13 protein-coding genes are annotated in these 15,964 nt (G+C 52.1%); 3 read left to right on the top strand and 10 right to left on the bottom strand.

Annotated features, from left to right (window positions below; genetic code table 11):
- Positions 1-103: 103 nt before the first annotated feature.
- The 4 genes from lpxB to J3P35_RS09045 all read right to left on the bottom strand — a co-directional run bounded on the left by lpxB (position 104) and on the right by J3P35_RS09045 (position 3,761).
- A complete protein-coding gene (gene lpxB / locus J3P35_RS09060) occupies positions 104-1,258 on the bottom strand; it encodes a lipid-A-disaccharide synthase (RefSeq protein ID WP_210463998.1) in 1,155 nt (384 codons plus the stop codon).
- 159 nt (positions 1,259-1,417) lie between these two features.
- Positions 1,418-1,837, bottom strand: a complete 420-nt coding sequence (locus J3P35_RS09055; RefSeq protein ID WP_210463997.1) for a 6-pyruvoyl trahydropterin synthase family protein — start codon at positions 1,835-1,837, stop codon at positions 1,418-1,420.
- Positions 1,837-2,844 (bottom strand): FecCD family ABC transporter permease, encoded by a 1,008-nt coding sequence (locus J3P35_RS09050; protein ID WP_210463996.1) that lies wholly within the window; start codon positions 2,842-2,844, stop codon positions 1,837-1,839. The genes J3P35_RS09055 and J3P35_RS09050 overlap by 1 nt, the downstream gene beginning before the upstream one ends.
- The gene (locus tag J3P35_RS09045; RefSeq protein ID WP_317195363.1) at positions 2,841-3,761 is read right to left on the bottom strand and encodes an ABC transporter substrate-binding protein; all 921 of its coding nucleotides are present in this window, start codon (positions 3,759-3,761) and stop codon (positions 2,841-2,843) included. The genes J3P35_RS09050 and J3P35_RS09045 overlap by 4 nt, the downstream gene beginning before the upstream one ends.
- A 281-nt stretch (positions 3,762-4,042) precedes the next feature.
- On the opposite strand from J3P35_RS09045, the gene rfaD reads away from it, so the two are divergent.
- The 3 genes from rfaD (at position 4,043) to J3P35_RS09030 (ending at position 6,426) form a co-directional block, all read left to right on the top strand.
- Positions 4,043-5,008 carry an ADP-glyceromanno-heptose 6-epimerase gene (gene rfaD / locus J3P35_RS09040; RefSeq protein WP_210463995.1) on the top strand — a complete coding sequence of 322 codons (966 nt, stop codon included), beginning with the start codon at positions 4,043-4,045 and terminating at the stop codon, positions 5,006-5,008.
- Positions 5,009-5,186: 178 nt separating this feature from the next.
- Complete coding sequence (locus tag J3P35_RS09035) at positions 5,187-6,032, top strand: FRG domain-containing protein (RefSeq protein WP_246850048.1); 846 nt, start codon at positions 5,187-5,189, stop codon at positions 6,030-6,032.
- A gap of 145 nt (positions 6,033-6,177) precedes the next feature.
- Positions 6,178-6,426, top strand: a complete 249-nt coding sequence (locus J3P35_RS09030) for a putative signal transducing protein (protein ID WP_210463994.1) — start codon at positions 6,178-6,180, stop codon at positions 6,424-6,426.
- A 232-nt stretch (positions 6,427-6,658) separates the two neighbouring features.
- Here J3P35_RS09030 and J3P35_RS09025 read toward each other — a convergent pair whose 3' ends face one another.
- From J3P35_RS09025 to J3P35_RS09000, 6 genes are all read right to left on the bottom strand, one after another.
- A complete protein-coding gene (locus tag J3P35_RS09025; protein ID WP_210463993.1) occupies positions 6,659-10,213 on the bottom strand; it encodes a hypothetical protein in 3,555 nt (1,184 codons plus the stop codon).
- Positions 10,210-13,872, bottom strand: a complete 3,663-nt coding sequence (locus J3P35_RS09020; protein ID WP_210463992.1) for a sensor histidine kinase — start codon at positions 13,870-13,872, stop codon at positions 10,210-10,212. Before J3P35_RS09020 ends, J3P35_RS09025 begins: the two co-directional genes overlap by 4 nt.
- Before the next feature lie 215 nt (positions 13,873-14,087).
- The gene (locus tag J3P35_RS09015) at positions 14,088-14,474 is read right to left on the bottom strand and encodes a DUF983 domain-containing protein (protein WP_317195362.1); all 387 of its coding nucleotides are present in this window, start codon (positions 14,472-14,474) and stop codon (positions 14,088-14,090) included.
- The gene (locus J3P35_RS09010) at positions 14,474-14,671 is read right to left on the bottom strand and encodes a hypothetical protein (RefSeq protein ID WP_246850047.1); all 198 of its coding nucleotides are present in this window, start codon (positions 14,669-14,671) and stop codon (positions 14,474-14,476) included. The genes J3P35_RS09015 and J3P35_RS09010 overlap by 1 nt, the downstream gene beginning before the upstream one ends.
- 96 nt (positions 14,672-14,767) lie before the next feature.
- Complete coding sequence (locus J3P35_RS09005) at positions 14,768-15,316, bottom strand: DUF420 domain-containing protein (protein ID WP_210463990.1); 549 nt, start codon at positions 15,314-15,316, stop codon at positions 14,768-14,770.
- Positions 15,306-15,905 (bottom strand): SCO family protein, encoded by a 600-nt coding sequence (locus tag J3P35_RS09000; RefSeq protein WP_210463989.1) that lies wholly within the window; start codon positions 15,903-15,905, stop codon positions 15,306-15,308. The genes J3P35_RS09005 and J3P35_RS09000 overlap by 11 nt, the downstream gene beginning before the upstream one ends.
- Between the last annotated feature and the right edge of the window lie 59 nt (positions 15,906-15,964).

Genomic DNA, 15,964 nt, shown 5'->3' with positions numbered 1-15,964 from the left:
TTCTTTCTAAACCATAAAAGAGAAGGCCTCCCTTACTGCTGGTAAGGGAGGCCTTCTCTTTTATATGATTATCGGTTTTAAACTTGGTTTTAAGAAAATAGCCTTAAAACGCGGTCTTCAGAGGTTGACTCGTTTCCTGGGCCGTTTTGCCTTCTTTCAGGTACTGTACCATCAGTTTAGCGGCGGTCTGCGAGGTGTTGAAATCGCCAATCAGCTCCTGCACGCGTTTGTAGCCCTCCAGTTGGGCGGCCCGGCCTGCTGGGTTGTTCAGAATGTTTTTCAGTTCCCGCACCAGGTTCTGCGCGTTCATATCGCCCTGGATGAGTTCCGGTACTACTTTGCGGCCGGCAATCAAATTTACCAATGAAATGTAAGGCACTTTGATTACGGCGCGGCCAATCCAGTAAGAAACGGCGCTGGTGCGGTAGCACACTACCTGCGGTACACTGAACATGGCCGTCTCCAGCGTGGCCGTGCCCGAGGTCACCAAAGCGGCCTCGGCGTTGGCCAGGATATCATAGGTCTGGTCGTAGACGATTTTGATGAACGGCTTGCGGTTGAAGTGCTCGTAATACTCCCGGTCAAAGTTGCTCACGGCGGCCACCACAAACTGGTAATCCTGGAACGGCGGCAGAATGCTGAGCATGATGTAAAGGATGTTCTCTATCTCCTGCTGACGGCTGCCGGGCAGCACTGCAATAATGGGACGCTCATCCAGGTCGTTGTCTTTCCGGAAGTTGGGGTTTACCTGGTGCGCGGCCACTGCGTCTGAGACCGGGTTGCCCACGTAATCGGTTTTGTAGTCAAACTTCTGGTAGAAGTCCTTCTCAAATGGCATGATCACGAACATCTTGTCCACCAGTTTCTTGATGGTGTGCACGCGTCCCTGGTTCCAGGCCCAGATTTTAGGGGAGATGTAGTAAAAGACTTTGAGGCCGTGTTCTTTCGCGAATTTGGCGATGCGCATATTGAACCCGGCATAATCCACCAGGATCACTACATCCGGCTTATACGCCAGTAGGTCGTCCTGACACTCTTTGAGAAAACGCTTGATTTTGAAAAGGTTCTTGGCGGCCTCCAGAAAGCCCATGAAGGCCATCTCCTGGTAGTGTTTCACCAATTCTGCCCCTGCGGCCTCCATCATGTCGCCGCCCCAGCAGCGGATGTGCGCCTCTGGATCTTGCTCATGCAATTGCTTGATCAGGTTGGAGGCATGCAGGTCTCCAGAGCGTTCTCCGGCAATAATGTAATATTTCATTGAGTGGTGTCTGAACAGTAACAGGGCTTGAACAATGAACAGCCAATTTCTCCTTCCGGACACAATGTTTGTGCCAAAACGATATTAAACCGCTGATATTGTTTTATATAGATAAATTATCTCGCCTTGTTCTTCCTCCGTTAGTAGTTTGATCGTTAGTTATTCTCCAAAATATTCCACAAAGTTACGAGGGGTCTCATACAGCTTTAAGCTGTGTAGTTGCGCACTGGATGATATACGAGGGATTAGGGGATTGAGGATGTTCCAGAATTCAATGACCAGATTTTCTGTGCTGGCCAGTTTACCTTCCATGAACGCCACGTCCATGTTCAGGTTCTTATGGTCCACTTTCTTAATGATGTGCTCTCTTATAAGAGTACTCAGTTTCTTTAAATCAATCACGAATCCTGTATCAGGATCTGGCTTTCCCTTCACCGTTACTATCAGTTCATAGTTGTGCCCATGCCAGTTGGTGTTTGCGCAAGGCCCAAAGACTTCTTTGTTCTTTGCCAGCGACCAATTGGGGTTATGCAGCTTGTGTGCCGCGTTGAAATGCTCTAATCTGCTTACGTATACCATTAACTGAATCGGTAATTCTTTCTCCGCAGCAAATATACGAAGAAAGGCACACCAAAGAAGGAAGTTACGATACCAACTGGCATGCCGGCCGGCGGATAAATCCACCTGGAAATCAAATCACAGACCACCAGAAACAAACCTCCGCCCAGGGCGCAGGCAATCAAGTTGAACCGGTTGGTAGTACCCAGCAGCGCGCGCGTGAAGTGAGGTACCATGAGCCCCACAAACCCCACCGGCCCCGAGAACGCCACCGCAAACCCCGTCACCACCGAAACCGCCCCCAGCATAATCCACCGGATGAGCCGCACATCCACTCCTAAAGTCTCCGCGCGGTCAGCGCCCAACAGTAGCACGCTCAGATGCCGCTGCAGAAAGAAAAACAGCACCAACCCCGCCGCCAACGCTACCGCCGGATAACCCAGGTTAGACCAGTCTGCCTTCTCGAAACCGCCCATGCTCCAGAAAACCACTGACTTCAACTGGCTTTCTGAATCTGACAAAAACATGATGAGGCTAACCACCGCAGTAAGCAGAGAACTGAGGGCCACTCCCACCAGCAGCATCTGACTTGGCACCAACTGACCTCTCCGAGAGCCCAATAACACTACCACCAACGTCACTGCAAAAGAACCTACCAAAGCAAAAAACGGCGGAAGGTACAAACCCATAAAAGTAAGATCAGTGAGAAGAAAGAAGCTGAAAGAGGCGCCCAGTGAAGCACCAGAGGCCGTACCCAGCAGATAAGGATCTGCCAGGGCATTATTCACCAAAGCTTGCATGAGGTAACCAGAGAAAGCCAGCGAGGCGCCCGTGAGAAAGGCCAGCAGCAAACGAGGCAAGCGTAAGTGGATGATGCTGTAATGCGTGGCGTTTTGGGCATCATATTCAAAAATCGCGTCTAAAACGGTAGCGTATGAAGTATCTAAGCTCCCCACCTTGAGCCCCAGAAAAAGGCCAAGAGTCAGCAGCACCAGTAATCCCAGCAATATGGGCAGCGCCTTTCTCACTGCAGCACGGCTTTAAGCTCGGCAATACCTTCCACCACGCGCGGACTGGGCCGGGACATGAGGTCATCAGTCACGTCAAAAATCCTTTTCTGCTGGTAGGCTTTGATGCGGCGCAACTCGGGGTACAAAGAGAAGAACGTCTTTTCCATCTGGTCAAAACTCCCCCCGATGATCAAATCTGGGTTCATCTTAAGGATATACTCGCGGGTGAGCGCCGGGTAAGGCTGGGCAAAGACTTCAGTGACGGCATTTTGGCCGCCGGCGTAGCGGAGTTTATCGGTGAATAGGGTGTTGCGGCCGTACACGTAGATGGGGTCTTTCCAGGTAATGGCCAATACTCTTGGTCTGGTGCCACGGGCAGAATCAGCGGCGAGTTGGTTTAACCAGGCCTGGAGGGAATCTGCCACTGCCTGACCCTTTTCCCGGCGGTTCAGGAGAAATCCAAGGTTTCTGATGCCGCGCAGAATATCGGTGACGCTGTCATAGGCCTGGAAATAAATAGGGATGCCCATCTTCTGCACCTGCGCCGCCACTTCCATGGAGATAATGCCTTCGGTGGCAAACACCACATCTGGTTTAAGGGAGAGCAGCTTCTCATAATCCATGGGATAGTTGTTCACCACAGGTTTGGTAAGCGCGGCCGCAGGATAATCGCAGTTCTGGGTACGGCCCACAATGGTGGCGGTATCAGCGACGGCGAAAAGCATCTCGGTCATAGACGGGGCCAGAGCCATGATGCGGCGCGGTTCTACCGGCAGTTCTACCTTTCGGCCCAGGTCATCGGTGACGGTATGGAACTCAGCAGTGGATGGGGCGGCTGCCTTTCTGGAATCGCAGGAGAAGAAAAATAGCAGGCAACAAAGCCCCATGAAAAGCCGCAGGGTGGACAGGGAAAACAGAAAGTTGGTTTGTTTCACGAAGAACAGATTCTAGGAGACTGGGCCAAAGATACAGGATTTGCCCGTAGCTTAAACAGCGCGGCCTCCCTCCTGCCTCTGCCGTTTCATGGCCACTTTCTAAAAAGCGCCTTAAAATGAAAAGCAGCCTATCCACATAGACGTTGTTTCAGGGCTGTTTTCTAGGAATTTGGCTTAAAACAGAAATCTCATGCTTAAGCCGGGCCTAACATCAGCACGGCCCACAGTTCAAAACTTTCGTACCTTTGGGTAGCTTTGCACACAACTTAACCCCTGTATACATGATAGTAGTCACCGGAGCGGCCGGTTTTATAGCCAGTTGCCTTGTTTCGCGTCTCAACGCCGCCAATTTCAATGACATAGTGGTGGTAGACAACTTTTCCGTGGCGAAAAAGCTGCCTAACGTGGAAGGCAAAAAGATAAAGGAATTTGTGGACCGGCACGATTTCTTCACCTGGCTGGACAAGCATTATGAGGATGTGGAGTTCATCTTCCACCTGGGCGCCCGCACCGATACCACCGAAACAAACCTGGAGGTTCTCAATCTCCTGAACCTGGACTACTCCAAAAAAATGTGGAACGCCTGCTGCGAGTACCAGATTCCGCTGGTATACGCCTCCTCGGCGGCCACGTACGGCTCCGGTACCCTGGGCTATGACGATGACGAATCCATCATTTCCCTGCTCCGGCCACTCAACGCCTACGGCGAATCCAAGAACGACTTTGATATCTGGGCGCTGGAGCAAACCGCCAAGCCGTTCTTCTGGGCGGGCCTGAAGTTCTTCAACGTCTACGGACCTAATGAATACCACAAAGGCAGAATGGCCTCGGTGGTGATGCACGCTTTCAATTCCATTAAAGATACCGGCCGCCTTACTTTGTTCCGGTCGCACAACCCAGACTACGAAGACGGCAAGCAGATGCGTGATTTCGTGTATGTGAAAGATGTGGTAGACGTGATGTACTGGCTTATGCACCACCGCAAGAACTCAGGCATCTACAACCTGGGCAGCGGTGAGGCCCGCACTTTCCTGGACCTGGCCTTCAACACCTTCACCTCCATGGGCGCTGACATCAACATTGATTTCAAAGACACCCCCGAGGACATCCGCGATAAATATCAGTACTACACCCAGGCCAACATGGCTAAACTAAAAGGCATTGGGTATGACAAACCGTTCCATACGCTGGAACAGGGCATCCAGGATTATGTGCAGAACTACCTTTTATCGGGTTCTTACTACTAAGAAAACAGAAGAGCAGCCCTAAAGGCTGCTCTTCTGTTTTAAGGCCGATTTTGTAAAAACGACCTTAAAACGGCTGGGATTTTCGCTATCTTGAACGTGGTATCACTTCCCTCAGCTTTCGTATAAATACCTTAACGATTTGAATTAACTCTTAATCTGTTTTAGCAGCGGAACTCCTATGGCCTACTCCATCGTAGAAAACGACATGAGTGAAGAAGCTTCATCTGATTCTTTGGCGATGCCCAATGATCTGCGAATAGAAACTTGGGAAGAACTGCAGCGAGAGCTTTTTCGTGATTCTTGGGACGATAAACTGAACCGGTACCGCTCCCCCTATGTCTTCCGGGGCCTATGGAACAAGGCGTATAACCTCAAGACCAGCCTCATGCGCATTGGCGGGGATTATCCTAAACTGGAACCCCACCTGCTGCGCAATTTCCGCAAATACTCCCGCGGCACTATGGAGGTAGGCGAGTCTTTCTGGAACTGGCTGGCGGTGGCCCAACACCACGGCCTGCCTACCCGCCTCATGGACTGGACCTACTCGCCGTACGTGGCGCTGCACTTTGCCACCTCAGACCTCAACAACTTCCATGAAGACGGCGTGATCTGGTGCGTGAACTATGTCAAATCCACTGAATACCTGCCCGACAAACTGCAGAATGTCATCAGGAAAGAAGGCTCCAATGTGTTCACTCCCGAGGTGCTGGAACCCATAGCCACCTCGCTCAACAGCCTGGGCGAGTTCCAGGAGAAACCGTTTGTGCTGTTCATGGAACCACCGTCCCTGGATGAGCGCATTGTGCACCAGTACGCCCTGTTCTCCATGATGTCTACCCCGGAAGCCATGCTCTGCGACTGGCTCCTGGAGCACCCTGAGTTGTATTACAGGCTCATCATTCCGGCCAAACTCAAGTGGGAAATCAGGGACAAACTGGACCAGGCCAACATCACCGAGCGCGTCCTTTTTCCCGGCCTCAGCGGTATCAGCGCCTGGCTCCGGCGCCACTACACCACTACTTGAATAATTAAGAATTGTTCATGGGCATTTTGGGCCCGTTTTTTGAAAATCGGGCTTAAAACGGGAAAAGCAGGTAGCGCATGGTTTTAGGCGAAGAGGTTTATTTTCCCTACACCCCCTTTCCCCTTTCTTTTTGTACCAACAGATTATGAGTGACAATTTCAAACCAAAACCAGTCATCGTATTTTCCGGCAGTGCCATGGAGGCGAATGTGGTGAAAAGCATGCTGGAGAACGCCGGCATCCAGGCTTTCCTGAAAGATCAACACATTGGTTCTATTGCCCCTTGGCAAGTGGCTGCCGGTGGAGGCGGAGCCGTGAAGGTGGTCGTCTCTTCTTTAAACCAACAGGAAGCCGAGGAGATCATTGCCCGCTACGAAAGAAACGAGGATCAGTAAGTTCCGTAGCCGAAACGTTCCCATCTCTTTTTTCAGCCCGCTTTCTATTCCAGGGAGGCACAAAACCAAAAATTTCCCGGTTTCTCTGCTTAGGAAGGAGCAGTTCTGTTATGGTCTATCTAGTTTGCCCACAAGATCCTTCCAGAATGACAAAAGGGTGATGAATAAAGGCAGGAAAAACTCACCATCAAGACCGGCAACGGTCAGAGAAAAACCAATTCCTAAATCCTGATTAAAACAGCACCGATACCTGCATCCGGCCGGTGTGGATGGTTCTAATGCCCTGGGGTTTGCGGCCGTCATAGTCAAAGGTGATGTTGAGGCCGCTGCTGAGGCGTTGCTGCAGGGCCAGGTTCCAGGTGAGGTTGTTCCCGGCCCTGAAACCGTTGAGCATCTCAAACGCTACCGGCGAGGTTTCCAGCCCGGTGTAGTTGATCTTGATGTACTTCACAATTCCCGTAACCGTCCGTTTCCCTACCTGGCTTAATCGGGTCTCCGTGCCTAATTCATGGAACTGGGCCTTTTCCTGCGCGCCCTGCTCGTTGGCTTTGTTCAGCCACTGGTAGGTGCCGGTAAACCGGATGGTGGGGTTGGGCTGATACGAGAGTTCCGGCATGGCTTCCCAGGACCGGATAAGGAAATTCTTGGTGGTAAGGTAATTGGAGGCGCTTTCCCGTTTGGCCCTGGTTACGTTCAACTGGCTTGAAAACACCTCGGTCAGGTTCACGCGCACCAGCACCTGCTGGGTGGTGTTGTTGCGGGCATCGGTGCCGTTGGTAAGCAGGATCTTCTGCAGCCCTTGCTGGAACGTCCACTCCACTCCGTATTTCGGGTTACTTCGGTTGAAGTAGAGCGTGTTGCGGTAAGAACGGTTCAGGGAAAGCAAACTGGTATCCGCGAAGTTCAGGCTGAACGGGTTGAAGCGGCTGCGCAGGTTCGCATCGGTGGTACGTTTGTCAATGGTCACGAAGGAAAGCGCCGAGAACTTAGCCAGGATCCGTTTCCATTTGATTTCTGAGTTCTGCCAGTCGCGGGGCAGGCTGCTGTTGAGGCGGTAGGTGAAGTTGTTCGTGTACGCGATGACGTATTCATCCGTGGGAATGAACAGCCTGATGAAGTTGCGGCGGTACGGCGGGTCTGAGGGCTGCGATTCAAAAAACTCATTCAAATCCTGACGGCCATCTTTGTTCAAATCCTCAAAGAAGTGGGTTCCCTGCCCGGGAATGGTCTCCACAAACAGGTACTGCCGTTTCAACTCCCGGCCCGTACCGATGGCGTAAGTCATCTCGGAGCGCAGGTGGCGGTCCAGGAAATCGCCGGTCCAGTTGATCTTGGAGAGCACGGTGGTCTCGCGCAGGCTGTCCCGCGCCTGCAGGTTGCGCAGCGTGATCAGCGCCGTGATCTGCTGGTTTTTCTTGATGACCGTGCTGGTGCTGAAGTTGAAGGTGTTGGCGGTCTGTTTATTGCCCAGTTCTCCGTTTTCGGGCCTAAAATCCACCCGGCGGCTGTACTCCACGCGGTACTTGAAATTAGCGGTATCGCGGCTTTCTACGAAGAAAAGATGGTCGTCAAAGTAGTTGGCAGAGCCTAATAGGGCTTCATTGAGTTTGGAGGTGATGCGGTTTTTGTCAAAGCGGTACATATAGCCCGGCGTGAAGAACTTAGTAGGATATTGCACGCCAAACTCGCCGCGCACCCAGTTAGAGGTACTCTCCGTTTGCTCATTCTTCAGCATGAAGAAGTTGCCGCGTAGCTCCAGCCCTTTCAGCTTCTGGGTCATTTCCACGTAGTGCTGCGTGCCGTCCACCTCGGTAGGCCGCAACCGCCGGCTGATGCGGTAATTAATGAAGTGCAGCGCATCTTTCACCCCGCCCACCGAGAAAGTGAAAATATGGTCCTCAATCCGGGACTGCCGCGCCAGCGTGGTGTTGGTGGGGCTGCTCCAGTCGCGGTCAAATTCAATATCGCGGTAGCGGTCTATGGGCGTGAAGTTGGGATCGGTGTACTCATAGGTCATGGCGCTGCGCAGCTTGTAGTCGCCCAGGAACTTGACGTTGCGGTCATTCAGCTGATAGCCCACCCGGATGGCTTTGCCCTGGTCATCCTGAGAGTCCAGGTTGGAGTAGCGGTTGAGGTCGTTTTTGGAGCCGGCCACTTCCAGGAAAACGCTGCTTTTCTCGTCCAAAGACCAGGTTCCGCCTAAGGTCATCATCTGTTTCTGGATGGGCGTAGGCAAAATCCGGATGGGTTCGTAGCGACCTTGGGAAACGCCGTTCACCGGCTCCACCCACTGGAACACGCGGCCGTTCACGGTATTGTTTTGCAGCACGTAATTACCTCCGGTGGCCACCTCGGTGAAACTCACGGCGTAGTAGGCTTGGGTTGAATCGGTGGAGAACTGGTAGATGGGATAGGTGCCGCTGGCGGTCACGGTGTCTTTGCGCAGGTACAGCACTTGGTTTCGGTCAAAGCGCACGGAGTCACCGCTGGGGGCGGCCGCCAGGTCCAGCCGGTCGCCTATCTGCGAGAGCAGGCGCTTTTCATCGGTACTCAGGTTCAAGGTAAGCGGACTGTTAGGATTGTCTGCCTCGTTGTAAAAGTTGCCGTACACGTTGAATTTGCCCATTTTCTGGTAATGGCTGGCGTGCACCACGCTGCGGGTGTAGTTCAGGTCTGAATACTCAAAATCGACGCGAATACGGGAGTTGCGGGTAATGACCCATTTGGGGGTGAAAGTGATCTCGGCCTGGTTGTAGTCAATGACATAATCAAAGTCAAAGCCTCGTTGCAGCAGCTTGCCATCCAGGTACACCCGCTCTGAGTTGGCCAGCACAATGATGAAGCGCTCGCCGTTGGGTCCGCGCAGGCGGTAAGGCCCCTGCACGCTTTCAATGGGTGTGATGTTCTCTGACGCGAACTTCCCCTTCGCCACCGAGGCCGCCACCGATGTAGCGCTTTCCCAACCAGGTTTACCCCGGTTCACCTCCAAGGCCCCGCCCTGCACGTTTTTATAGAACCGCAAAAAATGGGACAGCGGCCGGTTGCGCAACACCACATCGCCGCCGGTCACCGTCCAAAGCCGGTGCTGCAGCGTGATAAATACCCGGTCAAACTCCTGCAATTGCTGGGTATTCCCCTCGGGCTGGAACGGGATGTTCTGGTCCGTGATGGAGGCGGTGATGTTGATTTCATCCGTGAGTTTTCCTTCCAGCTGCAGGTTCAGCGCCGAGTTCACAAACACGTTCTGGGTATTGCCAATGGATACTCCGCGTGAGATGCTACCCGTTTTGTTCAGGCCCGGCGTCTTGAAAAGCTCCTCGCGGGGAGCCGGTTGGTCAAACACGTAGGAACGCTCAAAGGAGGTGGAATCCCAGGTGCGGATGTCGCGCTTGAACCGACGGTTGGAGATATTGAGCGGCAGCACCCGGTAACACACCAGAACCGAGTCTGTTTCAGGGGCTTTTTGAGAAAATCGAGGCGAAAACGTGCCGCTGCTGTCGTGGGCGATGCTTTCCGGTTTGAGGGTTTGAGCAGGTTCAGGCGTGGGCAAGCCGATGAACTGGAACTGGTTCGTAACCGGGTCATAGTGGAAACCCAGCGGCTTCCGGATCTGGCGGCGGTCCAGGATCTCGATGGTGTTCTCAGCCACAGTCAAAGAATCCAACTGGAAAGTGCCCGGCTGCAGTTTCACCCATTTGCAGCGGCGGTTAGTCAGCTCCTGCGCCTGGGTTTGCCCTGCCCACAGAAGTGCCGATACCAGGAAGAGTATGACGCCCCAGGGCTTCATGGCTGCACCACCGGCAATTTCAGGAAGAAAGTGGTGCCCACGTTTTCCTGCGTCTCAAACCAAATGGAACCGCCAATGGCCTCCACCCCTTTTTTCACCACCGCCAACCCAATGCCGGAGCCTGAGTATTTGGTACTGAAATTGGGAACGAAGATCTTGGGCTGCACATCGGCTGGGATACCCGTACCGTTGTCTTGCACCGCCACCAAAGCCCATTGCGCATCCATCAATTCCAGCGTCACTTTTAACTCGGGGGTTTCTGAAGAAGGCACGGCCTGCAAGGCATTTAAAAGCAGGTTATTGAAGATCCGGATGAGCTGGTTTTCATCGGCGCGCACGTATACGGGTTCTTGGGGCAGTACGACTTCCACTTTGTGCTGCTGGGGGTTCAAATGCAAATCAGAAGTTCTGCGTATCAGTCCGTTCAATTCCAGGGTCTCCAGTTTCAAATCAGGCATGGCCGTGAAATTTGAGAACGAGGTGGCGATATCGCTTAGTACATCAATCTGCGTGATCATGGTGTTGGAGATTTTCTCCACTAGTTCCTCCAGGTTGCCGCGCCCGTCCTGCATGGCTTTGCGCAGGTACTGCAGCGAAAGCTTCATGGGCGTGAGCGGGTTCTTGATCTCGTGGGCCACCTGCCGGGCCATTTCTTTCCAGGCCGCCTCTTTCTCGCGTAAGGCCAGTTCCCGCTTGCTTTCCTCCAGTTTCTGCAGCATCTGGTTGTACTCATGCACAAGAAGACCTATTTCATCCCTTGACTGGTATACCAGTTTCTCGTTGCTGCCCGTGAGTGAGGTACGCTTGAGGCGCTCGGTCAAAAGTTGCAATGGAACCGTAAGCGCGCGGGTGGCCACGTAACTCATGAGCACAAACAGCAGGAACAGCAGCGTGAAGATGTTCAGGATGGTGGTGATGAGCTGGATGAGTTTGGAATTGAGCTCTTTCTCGGAATCGAAGAACGGAATGGCCAGGTAACCCTCGGGGCTGTTGGTTGGACGGTCCCTGAGCGGTACGTAGATGGTGCTGTAGGGTAAAGTGCCGGCTTTTTCCTGAAGTAACACCCGGTTCAGTCCCTGCTCCTTGAGCACTTCATAGGCTTTGGGATTGAGCCTGGTGGAGAGCACTCCAGCCTCAAACAAAGCGGGCTGGCTCGATATCCGCAGTTCCCCATCGGCATTATAGATGTTCAGCTCGGCCTGGGCCACCATGGCCAGACGGTTAATGCGGCGGGCCAGGGAATCAGCGCGACCTTTGAACAGGTTAGGGCCCCAGTTACTCGTAAGAATATTCTGGCGCACAAAATCGCCCTGATCTGTGTAGCCCCTAATCAGATCCTGCCGGTAAGAATTGGTTACCAGACTTCCGATGGTAATACTCACCAGCACCAGGGGCACTAACACCCCCAGGTTCAGGAAAAGCTGAATCTTGGTCCCGAAGGTAGAGAGAATGGTATCCAGCAAATGGCCCCGGTAAAGCATCACCAGCAACAAAAGCGAGAACAGCGAGAAGGAATGCAGCAGGAATAGGAACGAAAAATTAGATAACCAGGACCGGGCCCCGTACGCCGGGGTGCTTACCAAAGCCACAGTACCGCTGCTGGAGCGGGCACCCAGGTGGTGGTAATCTGCTATGTTGAGGCCCTGGGTATACAGTTGCGGAATGTTGAAGAGATTGGGCGAGAACAGCTGGCTGTACTCAAAATACCCTTCGGTCTTCAGCCACCGGTTCCCTTTCCGGAGGGCATAGCTGCTGGAAGGAATAGTGTTTTCCTGGGAGCTTTTCCGTTCTACCAGTAATTCTGGCAAAACGCTGTTGGGTGCCGTTATCTTTGGGCTCACCTCCAGCACCAACGTTACCCACTGCTGAAAATCAACGGGCACTTTGATCTCCTGCAAATACGTGAACCGGCCCGGGTCACTCTCTGAGCCCACCAATAGCTGCCCTCGCTGGTTCGTGCTTTTAGACCGGGGCCCCCATCTCTGGGCATAGGCTTCAAAAGTGGAAAGGCTGTCTAAATCATCAAAGCTTTCGCCAGTGAAGTCAAACATGCGCACCGTCACCGAGTAGTTCTCCGTGATGGCCCGTAGATGGTGACGTCTGATTTTCTGATCCACTATGTTCAGTTTGCCCCACGGAGAATTGAACACGTGCTGAATCAATGGATCCTTGCTTATGTCCTGGGCCGCCTGGGCCAACAGATATTCAGTTAAATCGTCCCGGTCTTTGAGCAGTTGAGAAGCCAGTCGCTGTTTATCGGCGCGGAGCTGCACGGCATAGAGGTCATACAAGGCCGCAGCACCCAAACTGGCGCTGAGGATGTTGACCATAAAGATACTGGAGTAAATACCGGCTCGCTGACCCAGGCGCTGGTGCAATTGTTCCCACCCCACCAAAGCTGCGCTGGCGAACAAGACAATCCAGTTGCCACTAGGGGCATCACGCCAGAAAGCCCAACCCAAGGCCAGCACCAGCACCGTGATCCAGGTGTAAGCAAAAGGCATTTTACCGGCGGCGGTAAAAGGCAACGCACTTAGTAACAGCCGCAGAATCCAGCTCAAGGCCAGCGTATGGAGCACCATTACCAGGTACAACAGCAGCTTCTCGGGCCCAAACTGGATGTTCTGGGTGATGTCCAGATTTGGCTGGGAGTTCACGAAAAGACTGCGGTAGGTTTCATACCAGCTTATGATCACCAGGGTGATAATCACCCCAATGGCGATACAACTCCACAGCTGTTTCTGCGGCGTTTCATGAAAAACAGCCCCAAAATGGACGGGTCGGCCAAACCTGTACACCAGCAGGGCGATAGTAAGAAAACAAATCTCATTTAGCAAAAGATCTCCCAAAGATGGTGACCACCAGGCGGCGGCATAAACTCTTGGGCTGAACAACTCCAGGTCCTGCACATTGTTAGGGAATTGTGACCATAGCATAATGACCCGGAGTACCAGCAATCCCAGGATCATGGTCCACAAGGCAGCGATTTTCCTTCCTGATTTTTTCAGCCTCTGGTGAACCGTAACCAGGCAAAGGACCGCGGCAATAATGGAAAGGATATACAAACCTAAGGTAAACTTGCCGGCATGCAGCCATTGCCCTGGCTCCAGCACTTGCAGAGAGAAGAGATAATTACCGCGCGCATCGGCAATAGGAATGGCCGCCCCGCCCCTTTCCACCTGAATGGCCGCCACGTGGTCTTCAAAAATCTGAGGATTAAGTCCGCTGCGCAGATAGGCATTGCTGATTCCGTACCGTACCTCCAGCGGAATCACGGCCAAAACAGCATAGTTCCTGGAGGGCTGTTGGCGCAGCACAATAAACCTCCCGAACCGGTTCTCTACAACCTGTTGCTTTTTGGTTAAGTACCTGGGATCCAGCTCGGGCCGAAGGGAATGCTCAGACCAGAACAGGAGTTTGTTCTGGCGGTAAACGAAAAGCGGAATGTTGGTTTTGGGCAGATTCCGGGAAAAGAAGCCAGAATCAGGAGACAGGCTGTTGGAAACGGCGGCCATCTCTTGCTCCGCCTCTTGCATTAAACCATGCAACCGCTCTTCCACTTCTTCCACCATCTGCTTCTCTGGGGCTTCCAATAAATCACGCTGGATGCTCACCTGCAAAAAGGCCGCAACTCCCCCAAACAACAGGGATGTAAGCAAGAAAAGAAGAGGAAGGGTATACCTGAACTTCAAGGGTGTTTTTTTACGAATTTAGCCATAATACGCGCAAAAACCCCGCCAGTAAACATAAAAGTAAGAGTTTGGCTTGAAACCTTCATTTAGGGCCTGTTTTCTCAAAACCAGCCCTTAAACAGGATTATTCAAGGTAGCCAAACAAAGAAAATCGGGAAGGGAATTATGGCTTAGAGCAAAGCTTAAGACCGTTTGTATTTAGGGTCAAAGGAAACGCTCCCGAAAAAGTAAAGCATCATAACCCGTGCGTACCTGAAGAGAATGGGCGTAAAAACCAGGATGGTGAAGGCCACAGTGGTGAGATAAACCCAAGTGGGCGGATCGTTGGCCAAAAAGTAAAGGGAAATACCCACCAGAAACACAATAAAAACAGAAAGGCCGTAGCTCATGTACATGGCACCCCAGTAAAAGCCCAGCTCCACTTCATAACGGAAGCCGCAAACCGGGCATTTCTCAGGCATCTGGTCAAATTTCCTGAGATTAAGCGCCGATTGGGAGAACATGGGTCCTTGGTGGCAGCGGGGACATTTCATCTCCAGGCCAGCCTTCAGGTGCTCCCAGGTGCCCACTATTTTTTGCGGCTGTATTTATACCAGAAGAAACCTACGCAACCGGCAATCACGTACGGAATCGCCATCAGGTAGAGAATGCCCTTGTTCAGGCCATTGGCAATACTGTCTCCGGACTCATTGTTGGAAGACTCCACCGTGGCGGTACACATGGCACATTGGGCCTGCACGGGTGCTGACTGGAAAGTCAAAAGCATTACCAGGAATAAGCTATTTAACCAAAATACAAGTTTCTTTTTCATCTCTATCTACCAATCTCTCACTTATATGAACACCTTTACCACGGTAAAGTTTCAACTATAATATGGCGAAATCATCACGTAAACGACCACCCCGGTAATAGCCACATACAACCACAACGGGAAAGTCCAGCGGGAAACCTTTCGATGGCGCGCGTACTGCTCAGACAAAGCAAAGTAAACTGATAGCAGCACCAAAGGCACAATCACTGCTGCCAGAACAATGTGCGTAATGAGAATGAAGTAATACACCATTCTAAGGGTTCCTTCCCCGCCGTAAGGCGTAGGTGCCGCCTGGTAATGGTAAATCACATAAGAAACCAGGAAAACAACAGACAGCATGAAAGCACAAACCATAGCAAAGCGATGCAGCCGGCGGTTTTGCTTTTTGATCTGGTAGTACCCAATTATCAAGGCAATTGCGGTGAGCGAATTAAGGACCGCGTGCAACTGGGGAAGAAAAGAAACATCCAGGTCCCCCAACTTACCAGACTGCGGCATAAACATCAAGAATGCCACCAACAGCGGAACAACAACTGAAAGAACGGAGATGATAATCAGGTAGCGGGTATCGTTAGGGTTACCCAGGGTTTTATTTTCCATTTTCTAGGTTGTACTCAGAAAGGAGCACGTTTATTTCGGTAATCAATCGGTCTACTTCGGCAGCGTCTGTGCCGTCATAGATTCCCCTCACATGTTTTTGCTTGTCAACCAGGAAAAACTTGGTAATGGGCTCTTCCATAACGTTTCCAGCAGCAGAATCTTGCGGAGAAATTAACCGGAAACCGTTTTGAACTAAGGCTTGAATCTGACCTTCCTGGCCCGTAAGAAAAATCCATTTCTCTGGATTAGCCCTAAAGCTGGAAGCATATTCCTTCAGTTCCGCAGGAGTATCTTCCTGGGGCTTCTGAGAATAGGTAACGATTCTTACATCGGGCCGCAATCTGAAAGCATCCTGAACCCTGGAAAGTTGGGTGCTCATCTGTTTGCAAGGACCCTGGCAGGAAGTAGAAAAGAAGTTAGCGACGTAGATCTTCCCTTCCAGGTCTTTCTGGGTAAAGGAAGCACCGCTTTGGGAGGTGAGTTGAAAGTCTGGTACCCGGTGGTAGGTGGTATCAAAGCGCCACTGCCCATCTACCATTGTAGAATCTACAGTAGCCGGAAAATAAGTTCGGAGTGAAAATCTATTCACTCCGAACATTTTAAGGAATAAAAACACTAGTACGGGTACCAACAGAAGGGTACCCAATA

It is taken from the genome of Rufibacter roseolus, from assembly GCF_017916365.1.
Classification (GTDB): domain Bacteria; phylum Bacteroidota; class Bacteroidia; order Cytophagales; family Hymenobacteraceae; genus Nibribacter; species Nibribacter roseolus.
The sequence above is the reverse complement of the archived record's forward strand: the minus strand, read 5'-3'. Positions and strand labels throughout refer to the sequence as shown.